Here is a 14,802-nt window from a genome sequence, read left to right as displayed (position 1 = left end):
TCCGGGCGCAACCGAAACCGCGCCCGGCATTGAATTCAATGTTTGGCCGCGGCCAGCACCGCCGCCTGGCCAAGCCAGTCGTCGCGCTCGATGCGGCCCTTGAACGACAGATAATCGTCGACCCAGGCGATCTCTTCCGGCGTCCATGCCGCAATCTGGCCGTAGGTCCAGATGCCCAAGCCGTTCAGCACCTCTTCCAGCTTCGGCCCGATGCCCGATATCGCCTTGAGGTCGGCTGGATTTGCCGGACGATCCATGGCCTTGGGCTGCTTGAAGTCCTCGGGCATCAACCCGGTCGGCGCGGCAGCCGCATCCACCACGCTCCGTGTATCATCCATGCCGCTCGCCGCTATGTCATTCACGTTCCTGGCGAAGGACTGCGCATCGGCGATCAGGGTTTTCGTCGCCGCGCGCGCCTTGGTCGAGGAGCTTGTCCCTGTCCCGGAAAAGCGTTCGGCCCTGGCATCGAAATCGTCGACGATCGGCTGGAAGAGCCGCTGCGAGGCCTCGGCCGCACCCGAGAGCATACCGATCCACACCCCAAAGGCATGATTGGCAAGCCCGAAGCCGAGCGCCGACAGCGCTGCCGCACCCGCGACAGGGTGCGCCAGGAGATTGACGGCGCTCGCCATCTCCTTCGGCATCATCCTGGTCAGGTCCTGGTTCATCTTCTCGAACGGATCCAAATCTGGCATCAAATGATCGGGTCTCGAATTCAGCGACATGGGCGGTCTCCTGGTCGTTTCTTCCGTATGCCCCGGCCTGTTTCCTCAAATCGGGCACTTGCCCGTATTTCAAATCGGGCACGCGCCCGCCTCAAATTCTTGTCTATTCTGCCGCCACCATCACCGGCTCTGCGCGGTGCGCGTTGCGCGAAAACTCGTCGATCCGCCGCTCCACCTCGCCGCGGAAATGCCGCATCAGGCCCTGGATCGGCCACGCAGCCGCATCGCCCAGGGCACAGATCGTGTGGCCTTCGACCTGTTTGGTGACGTCGAGCAGCATGTCGATCTCACGCTTCTGCGCCTCACCGCGCACCAACCGCTCCATCACCCGCCACATCCAGCCAGTGCCTTCGCGGCACGGCGTGCATTGGCCGCAGCTCTCGTGCTTGTAGAAGTAGGAAAGCCGGGCAATCGCCTTTACGACGTCGGTCGATTTGTCCATGACGATGACAGCCGCCGTGCCGAGACCCGATTTCAGGTCGCGCAACGCATCGAAATCCATCGGCGCGTCGATGATCTGTTCCGCCGGCACCAATGGCACCGAAGCGCCGCCCGGAATGACCGCCAGCAGATTGTCCCAGCCGCCGCGAATGCCGCCGCAATGCGTCTCGATCAATTCGCGGAACGGGATCGACATCGCCTCTTCGACGGTGCAGGGATTATTGACGTGGCCGGAGATGCAGAACAGCTTGGTGCCGACATTGTTGGGCCGGCCGAAGGACGAGAACCAGGCAGCGCCGCGGCGCAAAATGGTCGGCGCCACAGCGATGGACTCGACATTGTTGACCGTCGTCGGGCAGCCATAGAGGCCGACATTGGCCGGAAATGGCGGCTTCAGCCGCGGCTGGCCCTTCTTGCCTTCGAGGCTTTCGAGCAGCGCCGTTTCCTCGCCGCAGATATAGGCGCCGGCGCCATGGTGCATGTAGATGTCGAAGTCGTAGCCAGACGTGTTGTTCTTGCCGATCAGCTTAGCCTCGTAGGCCTCGTCGATGGCGCGCTGCAGCGCCTCGCGCTCGCGGATGAACTCGCCGCGCACATAGATGTAGGCGGCGACCGCGCCCATGGCGAAGCCGGCGATCAGGCAGCCCTCGACCAGCGTGTGCGGGTCGTGGCGCAATATGTCACGGTCCTTGCACGTGCCGGGTTCGGATTCGTCGGCATTGACGACGAGATAGCTCGGCCTCCCGTCGCTCTGCTTGGGCATGAACGACCATTTCAGCCCGGTCGGGAAGCCGGCGCCGCCGCGGCCGCGCAAGCCGGATGCCTTCATCTCGTTGACGATCCAGTCGCGCCCCTTGGCGATGATGCCAGGCGTGTTGTCCCAGGCGCCGCGCGCCATCGCGCCGGCCAGCGACTTGTCGAAGCGGCCGTAGATGTTGTTGAAGATGCGGTCTCTGTCCTGAAGCATTGTTCGTTCCTCAGACCGGTTTCTTGCCGAAGACGCGGATATATTCGGCGACCCCGCCCTTGGCGAGCGCCTTGGCCTGCTTGACCCAGTCTTCGCGCTCGATGCGGCCACGGAGACTGAGATAACCGTCGACCCACTCGCGCTCGGCCTTAGTCCATGACGCCACTTGCGCGTAGGTGAAGATATCAAGCGAATGCAGTATGCCTTCGGTTCTCGGGCCGACCCCCGAGATCAGCTTGAGATCGTCGACCAATGCCGGCTTTGCTATGCCGGCCGGACGGTTCTTGTCCTCGAGCGAAGGCTTGGCAGGCTTGGCAGTTGTTTTTCCGGCAGCGCCGAACGGCGCTTCCTTCAACTCCGGGGCCTTGAAAGCAGCCGCTGGCTCAGCCTTGGTCCTGGGACCGCTGCGCTGTTTCGAAACTTTTTCGACCTCCGGCGCTGCCTTGTTGGCGTTGGCCGCCGAATGCCGCGGTGCGGCGACGCTCGCCGCCTTTTCGGTCGCCGGTGCGACCTTCGTCGGGGAAGGCGATCTCAGCGCCGGGCTGGTTTCGAGCGCATCGGTCTTCGGCTTGCTGGCTTTCGATGGCGCGACAGGGGCAGCCGGTGCCTGTGCGGCCGGAGCCGCCGGCGACGCGACAATTGCTGCTGGTGCTGCCTCCCTGGCGGCCTTGGCGGCTGCCTTGGCTTCCCTGTCGCGGGTCGTTTTCAGGATCGCCTTTTCGCTCTTCAGCGTCGTCAGGCCGGTGATCGGCTCGGAGGTGATGCGGCCGTTCTGCGGCCCCGGCGTCACCGAGGCGCCCTTGCCGGCGTCGTAGAGATCGATGATCTCGGCAAGCCGCTCCGGCGTCAGGTCCTCGAACGTGTCCTTGAAAATCATCACCATCGGCGCGTTGACGCAGGCGCCAAGGCATTCGACCTCCTCCCACGACAGCGTACCCTTGTCGTTGGTGTGGAACTGGTCGTGATGGATTTTCGACCGGCACACGTCCATCAGCGCTTCCGAGCCGCGCAGCATGCAGGGCGTGGTGCCGCAGACCTGGATGTGCGCGCGAGTGCCGACCGGATTGAGCTGGTACTGCGTGTAGAAGGTCGCGACTTCCAGCCCACGGATGTAAGGCATGCCGAGCATGTCGGAGATCGTCTCGATCGCCGCCTTGGTCACCCAGCCTTCCTGCTCCTGCGCCAGCATCAGCAACGGGATGATCGCCGACTGCTCGCGGCCCTTCGGATACTTCTTGATCCATTGCTTCGCCGCTGCCGCATTCGCCCGGTTGAAGGCGAAGGCGGCTGGCTGGAGGCTGGCTTCTGCGAGACGGCGGACTGACATGATTTTCGCTTTGTTGTTTCTTATTGAACCGAGCTAGAGACGCGATAGCAGTTCTCAGATTGCCCTAGCACGCACACAAACTCTTCTTTCCCGCGCTTCAGGCGGATGTATTCGTCATAACGGTCGCCAACCCAGGAAACACAATAGGGCCGTGGCCGGCTGGGCACCTCCGCAACGAACGAATCTAACTGGCACTGCGGAAAGGAATGAAGAAGTATCCCCTCATCCATCGGTGCATGTCTCTCGAACGTGCGCCCCATCAATAAGTCACCTTCCGCAACCAGCTCAAACCCAATCTTGAGAAGGTCTCGTGACAGCAGCCGACCATCGGGGCCCCAAGCAGGAACTTGGGCCGCCATTGTCAGGACCGCTGCAGTGACAAGCGCATTCATTGCTACCGGTCAACCTCCCCGAAGACGATATCGAGTGAACCCAACACAGCGGTGACGTCGGCGAGCATGTGGCCGCGGCACAGAAAGTCCATGGCCTGCAGATGCGCGAAGCCGGGCGCGCGCAGCTTGCAGCGATAGGGCTTGTTGGTGCCGTCCGAGACCAGATAGACTCCGAACTCGCCCTTCGGCGCTTCAACGGCCGCATAGACCTCGCCCGCCGGCACGCGGTAGCCCTCGGTGTAGAGCTTGAAGTGATGGATCAGCGCTTCCATCGAGCGCTTCATCGCCGCGCGCTTCGGCGGCACCACCTTGCCGTCGAGATTCGACACCGGCCCGCTGCCTTCCTTGCCAAGCAGCAGGTCGACGCACTGGCGCATAATCTTGGCCGACTGGCGCATCTCTTCCATGCGCACGAGGTAACGGTCGAAGCAGTCGCCATTCTTGCCGATTGGAATGTCGAAATCCATCTCGGCATAGCATTCATAGGGTTGCGACTTGCGCAGATCCCAGGCGACGCCGGATCCGCGCACCATGACGCCGGAAAAGCCCCACGCCCAGGCATCGGCCAGCGAGACCGTGCCGATGTCGACATTGCGCTGTTTGAAGATGCGGTTGCCGGTCAGCAGTGCGTCAAGATCGTCGAGCGATTTCAGGAACGGGTCGATCCAGTTGCCGATATCCTCGACCAGCTTCTGCGGCAGGTCCTGGTGGACGCCGCCGGGCCGGAAATAGGCGGCATGCATGCGCGAGCCCGAGGCCCGCTCGTAGAACACCATCAGCTTTTCGCGCTCGACGAAGCCCCAGAGCGGCGGCGTCAGCGCGCCGACATCCATCGCCTGTGTCGTCACATTGAGGATGTGCGACATGATGCGGCCGATCTCGCTGTAAAGTACGCGGATCAGCTGGCCGCGCTTCGGCACTTCGATGCCGAGCAGGCGCTCGGCGGCGAGCGCGAAGGCATGCTCCTGGTTCATCGGCGCGCAATAGTCGAGCCGGTCGAGATATGGCACCGCCTGCAGATAGGTTTTGGCTTCGATCAGCTTTTCAGTGCCGCGATGCAACAGCCCGATATGCGGATCGACGCGATCGACGACTTCGCCATCGAGCTCCAGCACGAGGCGCAAAACGCCATGGGCAGCAGGGTGCTGAGGCCCAAAGTTGATATTGAAGTTGCGGACGGAAGTTTCAGCCATTTTGGCGTCTCAATTCGTCTTGGCTTTTTCGTCGCCTGGAAGGACGTAATCCGTGCCCTCCCAAGGGCTGAGAAAATCGAAATTGCGGAATTCCTGTTTTAATTCCACCGGCTCGTAGATGACCCGTTTGGCCTCGTCGTCGTAGCGCACCTCGACGAAACCGGTCAGCGGGAAATCCTTGCGCAGCGGATGACCCTCGAAGCCGTAATCGGTCAGAATCCGCCGCAGGTCGGGATGGCCCGAAAACAGCACGCCATAGAGATCGTAGGTTTCGCGTTCGAACCAGTCGGCGCCCGGAAACACACCGGTGATCGATGGCACCACAGTCTCTTCGTCCGCCTGCACCTTGAGCCGGATGCGAACATTCTGCTTCGGCGACAGCAGATGATAGACGACGTCGAAGCGCTTGGCCCGCGACGGATAGTCGGCGCCGCACACGTCGATGATCGAGATGAACTGGCAGTTTGTATCGTCGCGGAGGAAGGTTATCACCTCGATCAGATCGTGCGGCTCGACCGAGATGGTAAGTTCGCCATAGGCAAACACCGCGTCGCCGATCCGGCCGCTCAGCTTCTCGCCGAGATACGTCGAGAGTTCATTCAGGCTCATCATCCCGCTCACCGCTCGATCGTGCCGGTGCGGCGGATCTTCTTTTGCAACAGAAGGATGCCGTAGAGCAGCGCTTCCGCACTCGGCGGACAGCCGGGCACATAGATGTCGACGGGCACGACGCGATCGCAGCCGCGCACCACCGAATAGGAATAGTGATAGTAGCCGCCGCCATTGGCGCAGGAGCCCATCGAGATGACGTAGCGCGGCTCGGGCATCTGGTCGTAGACCTTGCGCAGCGCCGGCGCCATCTTGTTGGTCAGCGTGCCGGCGACGATCATGATGTCGGACTGGCGCGGAGACGCGCGAGGAGCAACACCGAACCTCTCCGAGTCATAGCGCGGCATCGAGGTGTGGATCATTTCGACCGCGCAACAGGCGAGACCAAAGGTCATGAACATCAGCGAGCCGCTGCGGGCCCAGGTGATCAGCGCCTCGGTGGAGGTGACGAGAAAACCCTTGTCGGCCAGTTCGTCGTTGATCTCGAGGAAGAATGGATCATTCGCCCCCACCGGCTTTCCGGTGCTGGGGTCGAGAATGCCCTTCGGCTTCGGCGCGACGAGCGTGCCGGAATTGTCGCTCAATCCCATTCCAGCGCTCCTTTCTTCCATTCATAGGCAAAGCCGATGGTCAGCACCGCGAGAAACACCATCATCGACCAGAATCCGAGCATGCCGATCTGGCTGAAAGACACGGCCCACGGAAACAGGAAGGCCACTTCCAGATCGAAGATGATGAACAGGATCGACACCAGATAGAAGCGGATGTCGAACTTCATGCGGGCGTCGTCGAACGAGTTGAAGCCGCATTCATAGGCTGAAAGCTTTTCCGGATCTGGGTTGCGGTAGGCCACCAGGAAGGGCGCGGCAAGCAGCGCCAGGCCCACGACCAGCGCCACGCCGATGAACAGGACGATGGGCAGGTACGAACTCAACAATGCGTTCATGCTGCAGCTTTCCGTTGGCGGCCAATCCACTCTGATTACAGCACCGGACCCACTTGCGGAAGCGTGACAGTTTAACCACTGAACCGTTTTAGGAGGCTCTATGCTGCAATGCGGCGAGGGTTAGCGCAGCGCTTTCGGCGAAGCAAGTCAAACCTTGTTCAAAACACGGGTGCTGGACGGATATCCGGATAAACTGGTCCGATCCGCTCCTGTTTGATTTCCTTCACTTTTTACTCCACTTTTATCTCCTGACAGTGATGCCGCCAAAACCCTGCTAGCATGGCGCGGAATCATCGTCCCAACCTTTGGCCGAACGCCAACAGAGTGCCGTCTGCATGAAGGAAAAAATCTCGCTCGCCATGGCCCGGCGCATCGCGCTTGCCGCACAGGGGTTTGCCGATCCTCGCCCTAACAGCACGCCTGATCGCCGCCATCTGGCCCGTGTGCTTGGCCGTACCGGCCTGCTGCAGATCGATTCCGTCAGTGCGGTGGTGCGCGCCCATTATATGCCGCTCTATTCGCGGCTTGGCCCCTACCCGCTTGCGCTGCTCGACAACGCCGCCGTGACGCGCAAGCGCAAAGTCTTCGAATATTGGGCGCACGAGGCCTCCTTTCTGCCGGTCGAGACCTATCCACTGATGCGCTGGCGCATGGAGCGGGCCGCGCGCGGGGAGGAAATGTATAACGGGCTGGCCAAGTGGGGCCGCGAACGCGCCACCTACATCGAAGACATCTATCGCGAGGTCGTTCAACGCGGCCCGATCGCCGCTTCCGCCCTAGAAGGCCAGAAAGGCTCGGGCGGCTGGTGGGGCTGGAGCGATGCAAAGCACGCTTTCGAATGGCTGTTCTGGGCCGGCCGCATCACCACGGCGTCGCGTCGTGGCTTCGAGCGGCTCTACGATCTGCCGGAGCGCGTGCTGCCGCCTGCGATACTTGCCCTGCCAGTGCCCTCCCCTGAGGATGCGCACCGCGAATTGCTGCGCATTTCCGCCCGCGCCCACGGGGTCGCGACGGCGGGCGACCTGCGCGATTATTTCCGCCTCTCTCCAGCCGACATCAAGGGCCGGATTGAGGAACTGGTCGACGCCGGCGATCTTTTGCCCGTACGCGTCGAAGGCTGGGACAAGCCTGCCTATCTTTACAAGGACGCCCGTTTTCCGCGTAAGATCAAGGCGCGTACGCTGCTCGCTCCGTTCGATCCCGTCGTCTTCGAGCGGGCGCGCACGGAAAGACTGTTCGACTTCCGCTATCGCATCGAGATCTACACCCCTGCCGAAAAGCGCCAATATGGCTATTATGTGCTGCCGTTCCTGCTCGGCGAAAGGATCGTGGCGCGCATCGACCTCAAGGCCGACCGCCCCGCCGGCGTGCTGCGCGTCCATGCCGCCTATGCCGAGCCCGGCGCCCCGCCGCAAACCGCCGCCGAACTCTTCGAGGAGTTGAAGCTGACGCAGGGTTGGCTCGGGCTGGAATGCATCGAGGTGACGCCGGCCGGCGATCTGGGTTCGGCTCTCGCCAACATTGCCGCATCCTAGACGTGCGTTGACACGACTGCCTGCACAAGCCTAAATCCGCTTTAGACGGTCTCCTCTCGGCAAAGGGAGGAGCCAAGAGGGAATGCGGTGCGAAATTCGATTTCAAATCCGCGGCTGTCCCCGCAACTGTGAGCGACGAGCCAAGGCCGAAACCACTGGGATGTTCCCGGGAAGGCGGCACCAAGGCGATGACCCGCGAGCCAGGAGACCTGCCGTCTGGGACTGAAGAGATCCGATCGCCTGGCGGGTTTTCCGGGCAAGGAGCCTGATTTTTTGGACCACAACAGCAGTTTTTCGGCTGGCACAGCGGACAATTCGTACGGCGATAGCGATGGCTTGGCCGGCGTCACCGTGATCGTCTGCGCCTCCTGCCGCGATGAGACCGGCTCCGACGCCCATCCCCGCGCCGGCGAACTGCTGGCCGAAGACACGCGCCGCGCAGCTTCCGGCGAAAATATCCGTATCCGCAGCGTCGAATGCCTCGGCAACTGCAAGCGCCGGCTGAGCGCCGCGATCCTGCGCGACGGCTGCTGGAGCTATGTCTTCGGCGACCTGACCACGACAAGCGGCGCCGATCTCGTCGCTGGCGCAATGCTCTTCGCCACTTCGACGGACGGCCTCATTCCATGGCGCGGCCGCCCCGATTGCCTGAAGCGCGGCCTCGTCGCCCGCATTCCTCCCCTCGACCTTTTGAAGGATCAGATATGACCGCTTCCATCTCCCGCGTGCCCTGCACCGTCGTCACCGGCTTCCTCGGCGCCGGCAAGACGACGCTGATCCGCCATCTGCTCGAAAACGCCGGGGGCAAGCGGCTGGCCATCATCGTCAACGAGTTCGGCGACATCGGCATCGACGGCGAGATCCTCAAGGGATGCGGCATCGATACCTGCCCCGAGGAGAATATCGTCGAGCTGGCCAATGGCTGCATCTGCTGCACCGTCGCCGATGATTTTGTGCCGGCGCTCGACCAAATCCTGTCGCTGACGCCGAGGGTCGACCATATCCTGATCGAAACCTCTGGGCTGGCCCTGCCCAAGCCGCTGGTCCAGGCCTTTCAGTGGCCATCGGTGAAGAGCCGGGTGACAGTCGACGGCGTCATTGCCGTGGTCGACGGACCGGCGCTAGCTGATGGCCGCGTCGCCAACGACATGGACGCCCTGCAGGCGCAGCGCGCGCAGGACGAGACGCTCGACCACGACGACCCGGTCGAGGAGGTGTTCGAGGACCAGCTCGCTTGCGCCGACCTGATCATATTGTCGAAGAGCGACTTGATGGACGCCGCCGGTTCGGCCCGCGCCAATGCCATCATCGGCGAGCACGCCGCGCGCGCCGTCAAGATCGTGCCGACCTCGCAAGGTAAGGTCGATCCGTCTGTGCTGCTCGGCCTCGGCCTTGCCGTCGAGGATGATATCGAGAACCGCAAGACCCATCACGACGAAGAGCTCGACCACGAGCATGACGACTTCGATTCCTTCGTCATCGACATCGCGTCCGTGTCCAACCCCGATGAGCTGGCTTTGCGCGTCGCCACGGTGGCGGAGCAAGAAAACGTGCTGCGCGTCAAGGGTTTCGTCGAAGTCGGCGGCAAGCCGATGCGGCTCTTGCTGCAGGCTGTGGGGCCGCGCGTCAATCACTATTACGACCGCGCCTGGACCGCTGAAGACGACCGCCGCTCGCGCCTCGTCATCATCGGCCTGAAAGGGCTGAACCGCCCGGCAATCGAGCGTATCCTCGCCGGCTGACCTCAGGCACGAGCCGCGATGCACATCCTCACCACAACATCCGCCTCGCTCGACGATCTCGCCGAGCCTGTTGATCTCAGGCAGACGCCTGCGGATGTCGTGGCCTTGTCCTTCACCGACAGCGATCTGGCCGGGCTGGCGGCAGCGTGGAAGGCGGACGCGGATCGCTTGCCGTCGATGCGCCTTGCGGCTTTACGCGACCTGCGCCATCCCATGTCCGTCGACCTCTGGATCGACAGCGTCGCTCGGCACGCTAGGGTCGTTTTGGTCCGCATTCTGGGCGGTTATGACTGGTGGCGCTATGGCTGTGACCAGCTCGCCTCGACCGCCCGCGCACGCGGCATAAAGTTGGCGCTGCTGCCCGGCGAGAGCCACGACGAGGATCTGCGGCTGATCGAATGCTCGACGCTGCCCCGCGAAGAGCTCGACGGTCTGCTCGATTATTTTCGCGAGGGCGGCCCGGAGAATATGACGGCGCTGGTGCAGAGGCTGGCCCGGCTGGCGGGATCGGACTTGGCGGTCGTGGAGCCGGTCAGCGTGCCGAAGGCGGGCTACTATCAGCCGGGACGCGGTGTCGTCCCCCTCTCCCTTGAGGGGAGGGTCCGGCCGCAGGCCGGGGGTGGGGTCCTCTCTGAAGTGCGCCGACACCCTGAAGCGCTTCGACAGAAAGAAACGTCGCGCACTGCCGCAACGACCCCACCCGGCCCTGCGGGCCACACTCCCCTTGAGGGGGAGGGATACGCCGCGCCTGTCATCCCCATCCTGTTCTATCGCTCAATGCTGCTCGCCGCCGATGTCGCGCCCATCGACGCTCTTTTTGAGGCGCTGAGCGCGCGCGGAATGGCCCCCGTCCCCATCTTCGTCTCCAGCCTCAAGGACCCAGCATCGCTCGCCTTCGTCGAAACCGCGCTCGCGGCGCTGAACCCTGCCGCGATCATCACCGCGACGGCTTTCGCCTCCGGCGCCGAGCCCGGCGTCGAAACCCTGTTCGACCGCGCCGGGGTGCCGGTGTTCCAGGTCATCGTGGCGACGACACGCCGTGACATCTGGCAAAACAATCAGCGCGGCTTGGCGCCCGCCGACCTCTCCATGCATGTCGTCCTGCCCGAACTCGACGGCCGCATCCTCGCCGGCGCCATTTCCTTCAAGGGCGAAAGCGAAACCGACCCGGCATTGGCCTTCCGCGCCTTCGCCAACCGCCCAGAGCCAGACCGCGTCGCGCAGGTGGCGAACCGTGTCGAAGCCTTCATCCGCCTGCAGCAGACGCCGCGTGCGGAGCGCAAGCTCGCCATCCTGATCCCCGACTATCCGAGCGCACCCGGCCGCACCGGCTACGCCGTCGGCCTCGACGTGCCGTCCAGCGTGCTGGCGATGCTGCACGACCTGAGCGAACAGGGCTACGCCGTTGAAGCGATTCCGCAAACGCCGCGTGCGTTGCTGGATGAACTGGAGCGCAGCGAAGGTGGATTGGGACTAGGGCACTATCTCGACCTTTCGACGGAATTGCCGGCTGAGGCAATAGCTGCCGTGACGGCCGCATGGGGGAATGCGGCAGATGAGCCAGGTTCGCGGGAGTCGCCCCCCTCTGTCCTGCCGGACATGTCCGGCAGGACAGAGGGGGGTGTTCAAGCGCCCACCACCGCGAATTTCCCCTTCCGCGCCGCCAGCTTCGGCAACATCACCGTGGCGCTTGCGCCTGACCGTGGGCGCTCACTCGACCGCCGCGCCGACTACCACGACCCGACATTGCCGCCGCGTCATGCGCTGATCGCCTTCGGCCTCTGGCTGCGCAAGACAGTCGGCGTCCATGCCCTCGTCCATGTCGGCGCACACGGCACGCTGGAATGGCTGCCCGGCAAGACCGTTGCGCTTAGCGAAAGCTGTTTTCCCGAGATCGTGACTGGCCCCCTGCCCGTCATCTATCCCTTCATCGTCTCCAATCCGGGAGAGGCAGCGCAGGCCAAGCGGCGCATTGCCGCCGTCACCCTAGGCCATTTACCGCCGCCGCTGACCGGCGCCGGGCTCGATGAGAACCAGCACCAGCTTGAACGGCTGGTCGACGAATATGCCCAGGCCGACGGGCTCGACCGCCGCCGCCGCGATCGCCTGGCGAAGCTGATCGTCGAAACCGCACAAAAGACCGGCCTCGCCTCCGAAGCCGGCGTCGCCGGAACCGACGCGCCCGACGAGGCGCTGCGCCGCATCGACGCCTGGCTCTGCGACCTCAAGCATTTTGCCATCAAGGACGGCCTTCACATCTATGGCCGCTCAGCCGAGGGTGAGACCGATCCGCTGCGCGAGCAAAGTGCGGCGGCCGAGAAGGCGGCACTCATCGCAGTGCTCGACGGCCGCCATGTCGCTGCCGGTCCGGCCGGGGCACCGGCGCGTGGCCGGCGCGATGTGCTGCCGACCGGCCGCAACCTGTTCACATCAGATCCACGCGCCATGCCGACGCCGACATCCTTCGATCTCGGCAGGGCGGCATCCGACGAGGTCTTGCGCAGCTACATGCAATCGCATGGCGACTGGCCGCGCTCGCTGGTCATCGACCTCTGGGGCTCGGCCTCGCTGCGCACCGGCGGCGAGGAGATCGCGCAAGGCCTGGCGCTGATGGGCTGCCGGCCGCAATGGGATTCCGCCACCGGCCGCGTTACCGGCATCGAGGTGCTGCCGCCGGCAACGCTTGGCCGCCCGCGCGTCGATGTCACCTGGCGCATATCAGGCCTGTTTCGTGATATGTTCCCGACCCAGATCGCCCTGATCGATGCCGCCGCCAATGCCGTCGCCGCCCGCGACGAGGACGCGTCGGAAAACCCGCTCGCAGCAAGGACCCGCGCAGACGGGAAGATCAGCCCACGCATTTTCGGCACCTCGCCAGGCACCTACGGCGCCGGCGGCGAGGATTTGCTGTCGAGCGGCGACTGGGCCGCGCGCGAAGAGATCGGTCGCGCCTATCTCGACGCCACCTCGCATGCCTATGGCGGCGCCGACGGCGAAGGTATCTCGGCGCCCGGCGCGTTCGAGGATCGTGTCGCCGAGGCCGACCTTCTCGTCCATACGGGAGATGATCCCGGCCGCGATATCCTCGAAGGCTCGGCCGACGTCGCCTTCATCGGCGGTTTTTCGGCGGCGCTTGCGGCACTCGGCAAGAATGCCGACGTCATCGTCCTCGACACCACGGATCCGCAAAAGCCGAAGCCGCGTTCGGTTGGAGAAGCGGTATCTCGGGTAGTTCGCGCCCGTGCCGTCAATCCGCGCTTCATCGCCGGCCAGATGCGGCACGGGCCGCGCGGTGCTTCGGAATTCGCCGAGACGGTCGACCGGCTGGTCGGCTTCGCTGAGACCACCCATGCCATATCGGGCTCGCTGATCGAGGTCGTGCACGACGCCTATCTCGGCGATCCCGTGGTTCGCGCCTTCATCCTGCGCGAGAACCCTTCCGCCGCGAAGGTGATCGCCGAGCGGTTTCTGTCGGCGCGGCGGCGCGGTCTCTGGCATCCGCTGCGCAATTCCATCGATGACGATCTCGCCGCACTGATCGCCGAGGCCCAGGCGCTGGGGGTGGCTGCATGAACGCCTTCTCACGTCGCGGTGCCTGCCCCGCTTTGTCGGCGCCGATGCAGACCGGCGACGGGCGTCTGGTGCGGCTCAATCCGGTCGCCGGAGGACTCTCGCCGAAGTCCTTGATCGGACTCGGTGAATCTGCCTTGCGGCATGGCAACGGCATCATGGAGGTGACCGCACGTGGCAGCCTGCAGATACGCGGCCTGACACCCGGCAGCGCAAGGCTGCTTGCGGCGGAGGTCGACGCTCTCGGCATCGCCGTGCGCACCGGCGTCCCGGTCGAGACTGGCCCGCTGGCAGGGCTGGATCCGGAGGAAGTTGCTGACCCGCGCCCGCTGGCGGAGCAGATTCGGGCGGCAATCGATGATTCTGGGCTGGCACAGCGCCTTGGTCCGAAGGTTTCCGTAATCGTCGACGGTGGCGGGCGGCTGAAAATGGATGCGGTTACGGCCGACGTCAGGCTGGCTGCAATGCGGACCGATGCGGGAACGCAGTGGCAGGTGGCTGTCGCCGGCGACGGTCAGACTGCGACGCTACTCGTCATGGTCGATGAAGATGCGGCCCGTAATATCGCCGTCGCTATTCTACGGATGGTTGCTGAAAAAGGCCGCGAAGCCCACGCAAGGGATTTGACGGAGCGGCAATTAAGATCTCTCGCAAGCTGGCATCTTTTCGCGCCCCCCTCCGGCAGGACAGAGGGGGGCGCCGTGGAGCGCCTTCCTGTGCCGGCTAGCTTCCCCATTGGCGTTTTCGACCTAACAGATGGCATCGCCCTCGGCATCGGCCTGCCCTTCGGCAGCATACCCGCGCAAAAACTCATCGAGCTCACGCAAAGGGCCTTCACCCTCGGCGCAACCGAAATCCGCCTGGCGCCGGGCCGCGCGCTGGTTTTTATCGGCCTTTCGCCGACCGCCTGCCGCTCGCTCCAGCAAACCGCCGCCACCCTGGGCTTCGTCACCGACGCTGCTGATCCGCGCACCAGGATCGCCGCTTGCCCCGGTGCGCCGGCCTGCGCCTCCGGCTGGATCGCGACGCGCGACATCGCCGAGACCATCGCTGCGGAAAACCGCGACATCCTCGATTCCTCGCTCACGCTTCATATTTCAGGCTGCGCCAAGGGCTGCGCGCATCCCGGCCCGGCGGCGCTGACGCTGGTCGGCGGCGAAAACGGAGCCGGTCTTGTCGTGGACGGGACGGCAAAGGCCCTTCCTGCCGGATACAGGCCAGGCTATGACGCCGCGCGCGGCGTTGACCGCGTTGCCGCAGCGATCCGCCGCACACGATTTCGAGGCGAAACCGCCGCCGCCTGCCTGACAAGGCTTGGGGCGGCCGGTGTCGGCGAACTCTATCGACAGGAATGA

At 64.1% G+C, this 14,802-nt stretch carries 13 protein-coding genes and 1 riboswitch; of the genes, 5 read left to right on the top strand and 8 right to left on the bottom strand.

Features of this window, described 5'->3' with window-relative positions; genetic code table 11:
* Positions 1-35: 35 nt before the first annotated feature.
* The 8 genes from EN807_RS22850 to EN807_RS22820 all read right to left on the bottom strand — a co-directional run bounded on the left by EN807_RS22850 (position 36) and on the right by EN807_RS22820 (position 6,600).
* Positions 36-725, bottom strand: a complete 690-nt coding sequence (locus EN807_RS22850; protein WP_135936778.1) for an NADH-ubiquinone dehydrogenase — start codon at positions 723-725, stop codon at positions 36-38.
* Positions 726-828: 103 nt separating this feature from the next.
* Complete coding sequence (gene nuoF, locus EN807_RS22845; RefSeq protein ID WP_123151869.1) at positions 829-2,133, bottom strand: NADH-quinone oxidoreductase subunit NuoF; 1,305 nt, start codon at positions 2,131-2,133, stop codon at positions 829-831.
* A 10-nt stretch (positions 2,134-2,143) separates the two neighbouring features.
* Positions 2,144-3,460: an NADH-quinone oxidoreductase subunit E gene (locus EN807_RS22840; protein ID WP_135936777.1), complete on the bottom strand. Its 1,317-nt coding sequence runs from the start codon at positions 3,458-3,460 to the stop codon at positions 2,144-2,146.
* A gap of 20 nt (positions 3,461-3,480) precedes the next feature.
* Complete coding sequence (locus tag EN807_RS36095) at positions 3,481-3,852, bottom strand: hypothetical protein (protein WP_095494649.1); 372 nt, start codon at positions 3,850-3,852, stop codon at positions 3,481-3,483.
* Positions 3,853-3,854: 2 nt separating this feature from the next.
* Positions 3,855-5,045, bottom strand: coding sequence for an NADH-quinone oxidoreductase subunit D (locus tag EN807_RS22835; protein ID WP_135936776.1), 1,191 nt, complete (start codon positions 5,043-5,045; stop codon positions 3,855-3,857).
* Between the two features lie 9 nt (positions 5,046-5,054).
* Positions 5,055-5,654: an NADH-quinone oxidoreductase subunit C gene (locus EN807_RS22830; protein WP_189522553.1), complete on the bottom strand. Its 600-nt coding sequence runs from the start codon at positions 5,652-5,654 to the stop codon at positions 5,055-5,057.
* An 8-nt stretch (positions 5,655-5,662) separates the two neighbouring features.
* A complete protein-coding gene (locus tag EN807_RS22825; protein ID WP_023798851.1) occupies positions 5,663-6,244 on the bottom strand; it encodes an NADH-quinone oxidoreductase subunit B in 582 nt (193 codons plus the stop codon).
* Entirely contained in the window at positions 6,235-6,600 is a 366-nt protein-coding gene (locus EN807_RS22820; protein WP_023798850.1) for an NADH-quinone oxidoreductase subunit A, read from the bottom strand. Before EN807_RS22820 ends, EN807_RS22825 begins: the two co-directional genes overlap by 10 nt.
* A gap of 335 nt (positions 6,601-6,935) precedes the next feature.
* Between EN807_RS22820 and EN807_RS22815 the strand changes: the two genes are divergently transcribed.
* The 5 genes from EN807_RS22815 to cobG all read left to right on the top strand — a co-directional run bounded on the left by EN807_RS22815 (position 6,936) and on the right by cobG (position 14,802).
* Positions 6,936-8,135: a winged helix-turn-helix domain-containing protein gene (locus EN807_RS22815; protein WP_135936774.1), complete on the top strand. Its 1,200-nt coding sequence runs from the start codon at positions 6,936-6,938 to the stop codon at positions 8,133-8,135.
* Positions 8,136-8,164: 29 nt separating this feature from the next.
* Positions 8,165-8,367: riboswitch (cobalamin riboswitch) on the top strand.
* A 41-nt stretch (positions 8,368-8,408) separates the two neighbouring features.
* The gene (locus EN807_RS22810; RefSeq protein WP_135936773.1) at positions 8,409-8,843 is read left to right on the top strand and encodes a DUF1636 family protein; all 435 of its coding nucleotides are present in this window, start codon (positions 8,409-8,411) and stop codon (positions 8,841-8,843) included.
* Complete coding sequence (gene cobW / locus EN807_RS22805; RefSeq protein WP_135936772.1) at positions 8,840-9,877, top strand: cobalamin biosynthesis protein CobW; 1,038 nt, start codon at positions 8,840-8,842, stop codon at positions 9,875-9,877. The genes EN807_RS22810 and cobW overlap by 4 nt, the downstream gene beginning before the upstream one ends.
* Positions 9,878-9,895: 18 nt before the next feature.
* The gene (gene cobN, locus EN807_RS22800) at positions 9,896-13,450 is read left to right on the top strand and encodes a cobaltochelatase subunit CobN (RefSeq protein ID WP_135936771.1); all 3,555 of its coding nucleotides are present in this window, start codon (positions 9,896-9,898) and stop codon (positions 13,448-13,450) included.
* Complete coding sequence (gene cobG, locus EN807_RS22795; protein ID WP_135936770.1) at positions 13,447-14,802, top strand: precorrin-3B synthase; 1,356 nt, start codon at positions 13,447-13,449, stop codon at positions 14,800-14,802. The genes cobN and cobG overlap by 4 nt, the downstream gene beginning before the upstream one ends.

The sequence above is a fragment of the Mesorhizobium sp. M5C.F.Ca.ET.164.01.1.1 genome (assembly GCF_004792125.1).
In the GTDB taxonomy this organism is placed as follows: Bacteria; Pseudomonadota; Alphaproteobacteria; order Rhizobiales; family Rhizobiaceae; genus Mesorhizobium; species Mesorhizobium wenxiniae.
Note: the sequence above shows the minus strand (reverse complement) of the source record. Positions and strands in the feature narration are given on the sequence as shown.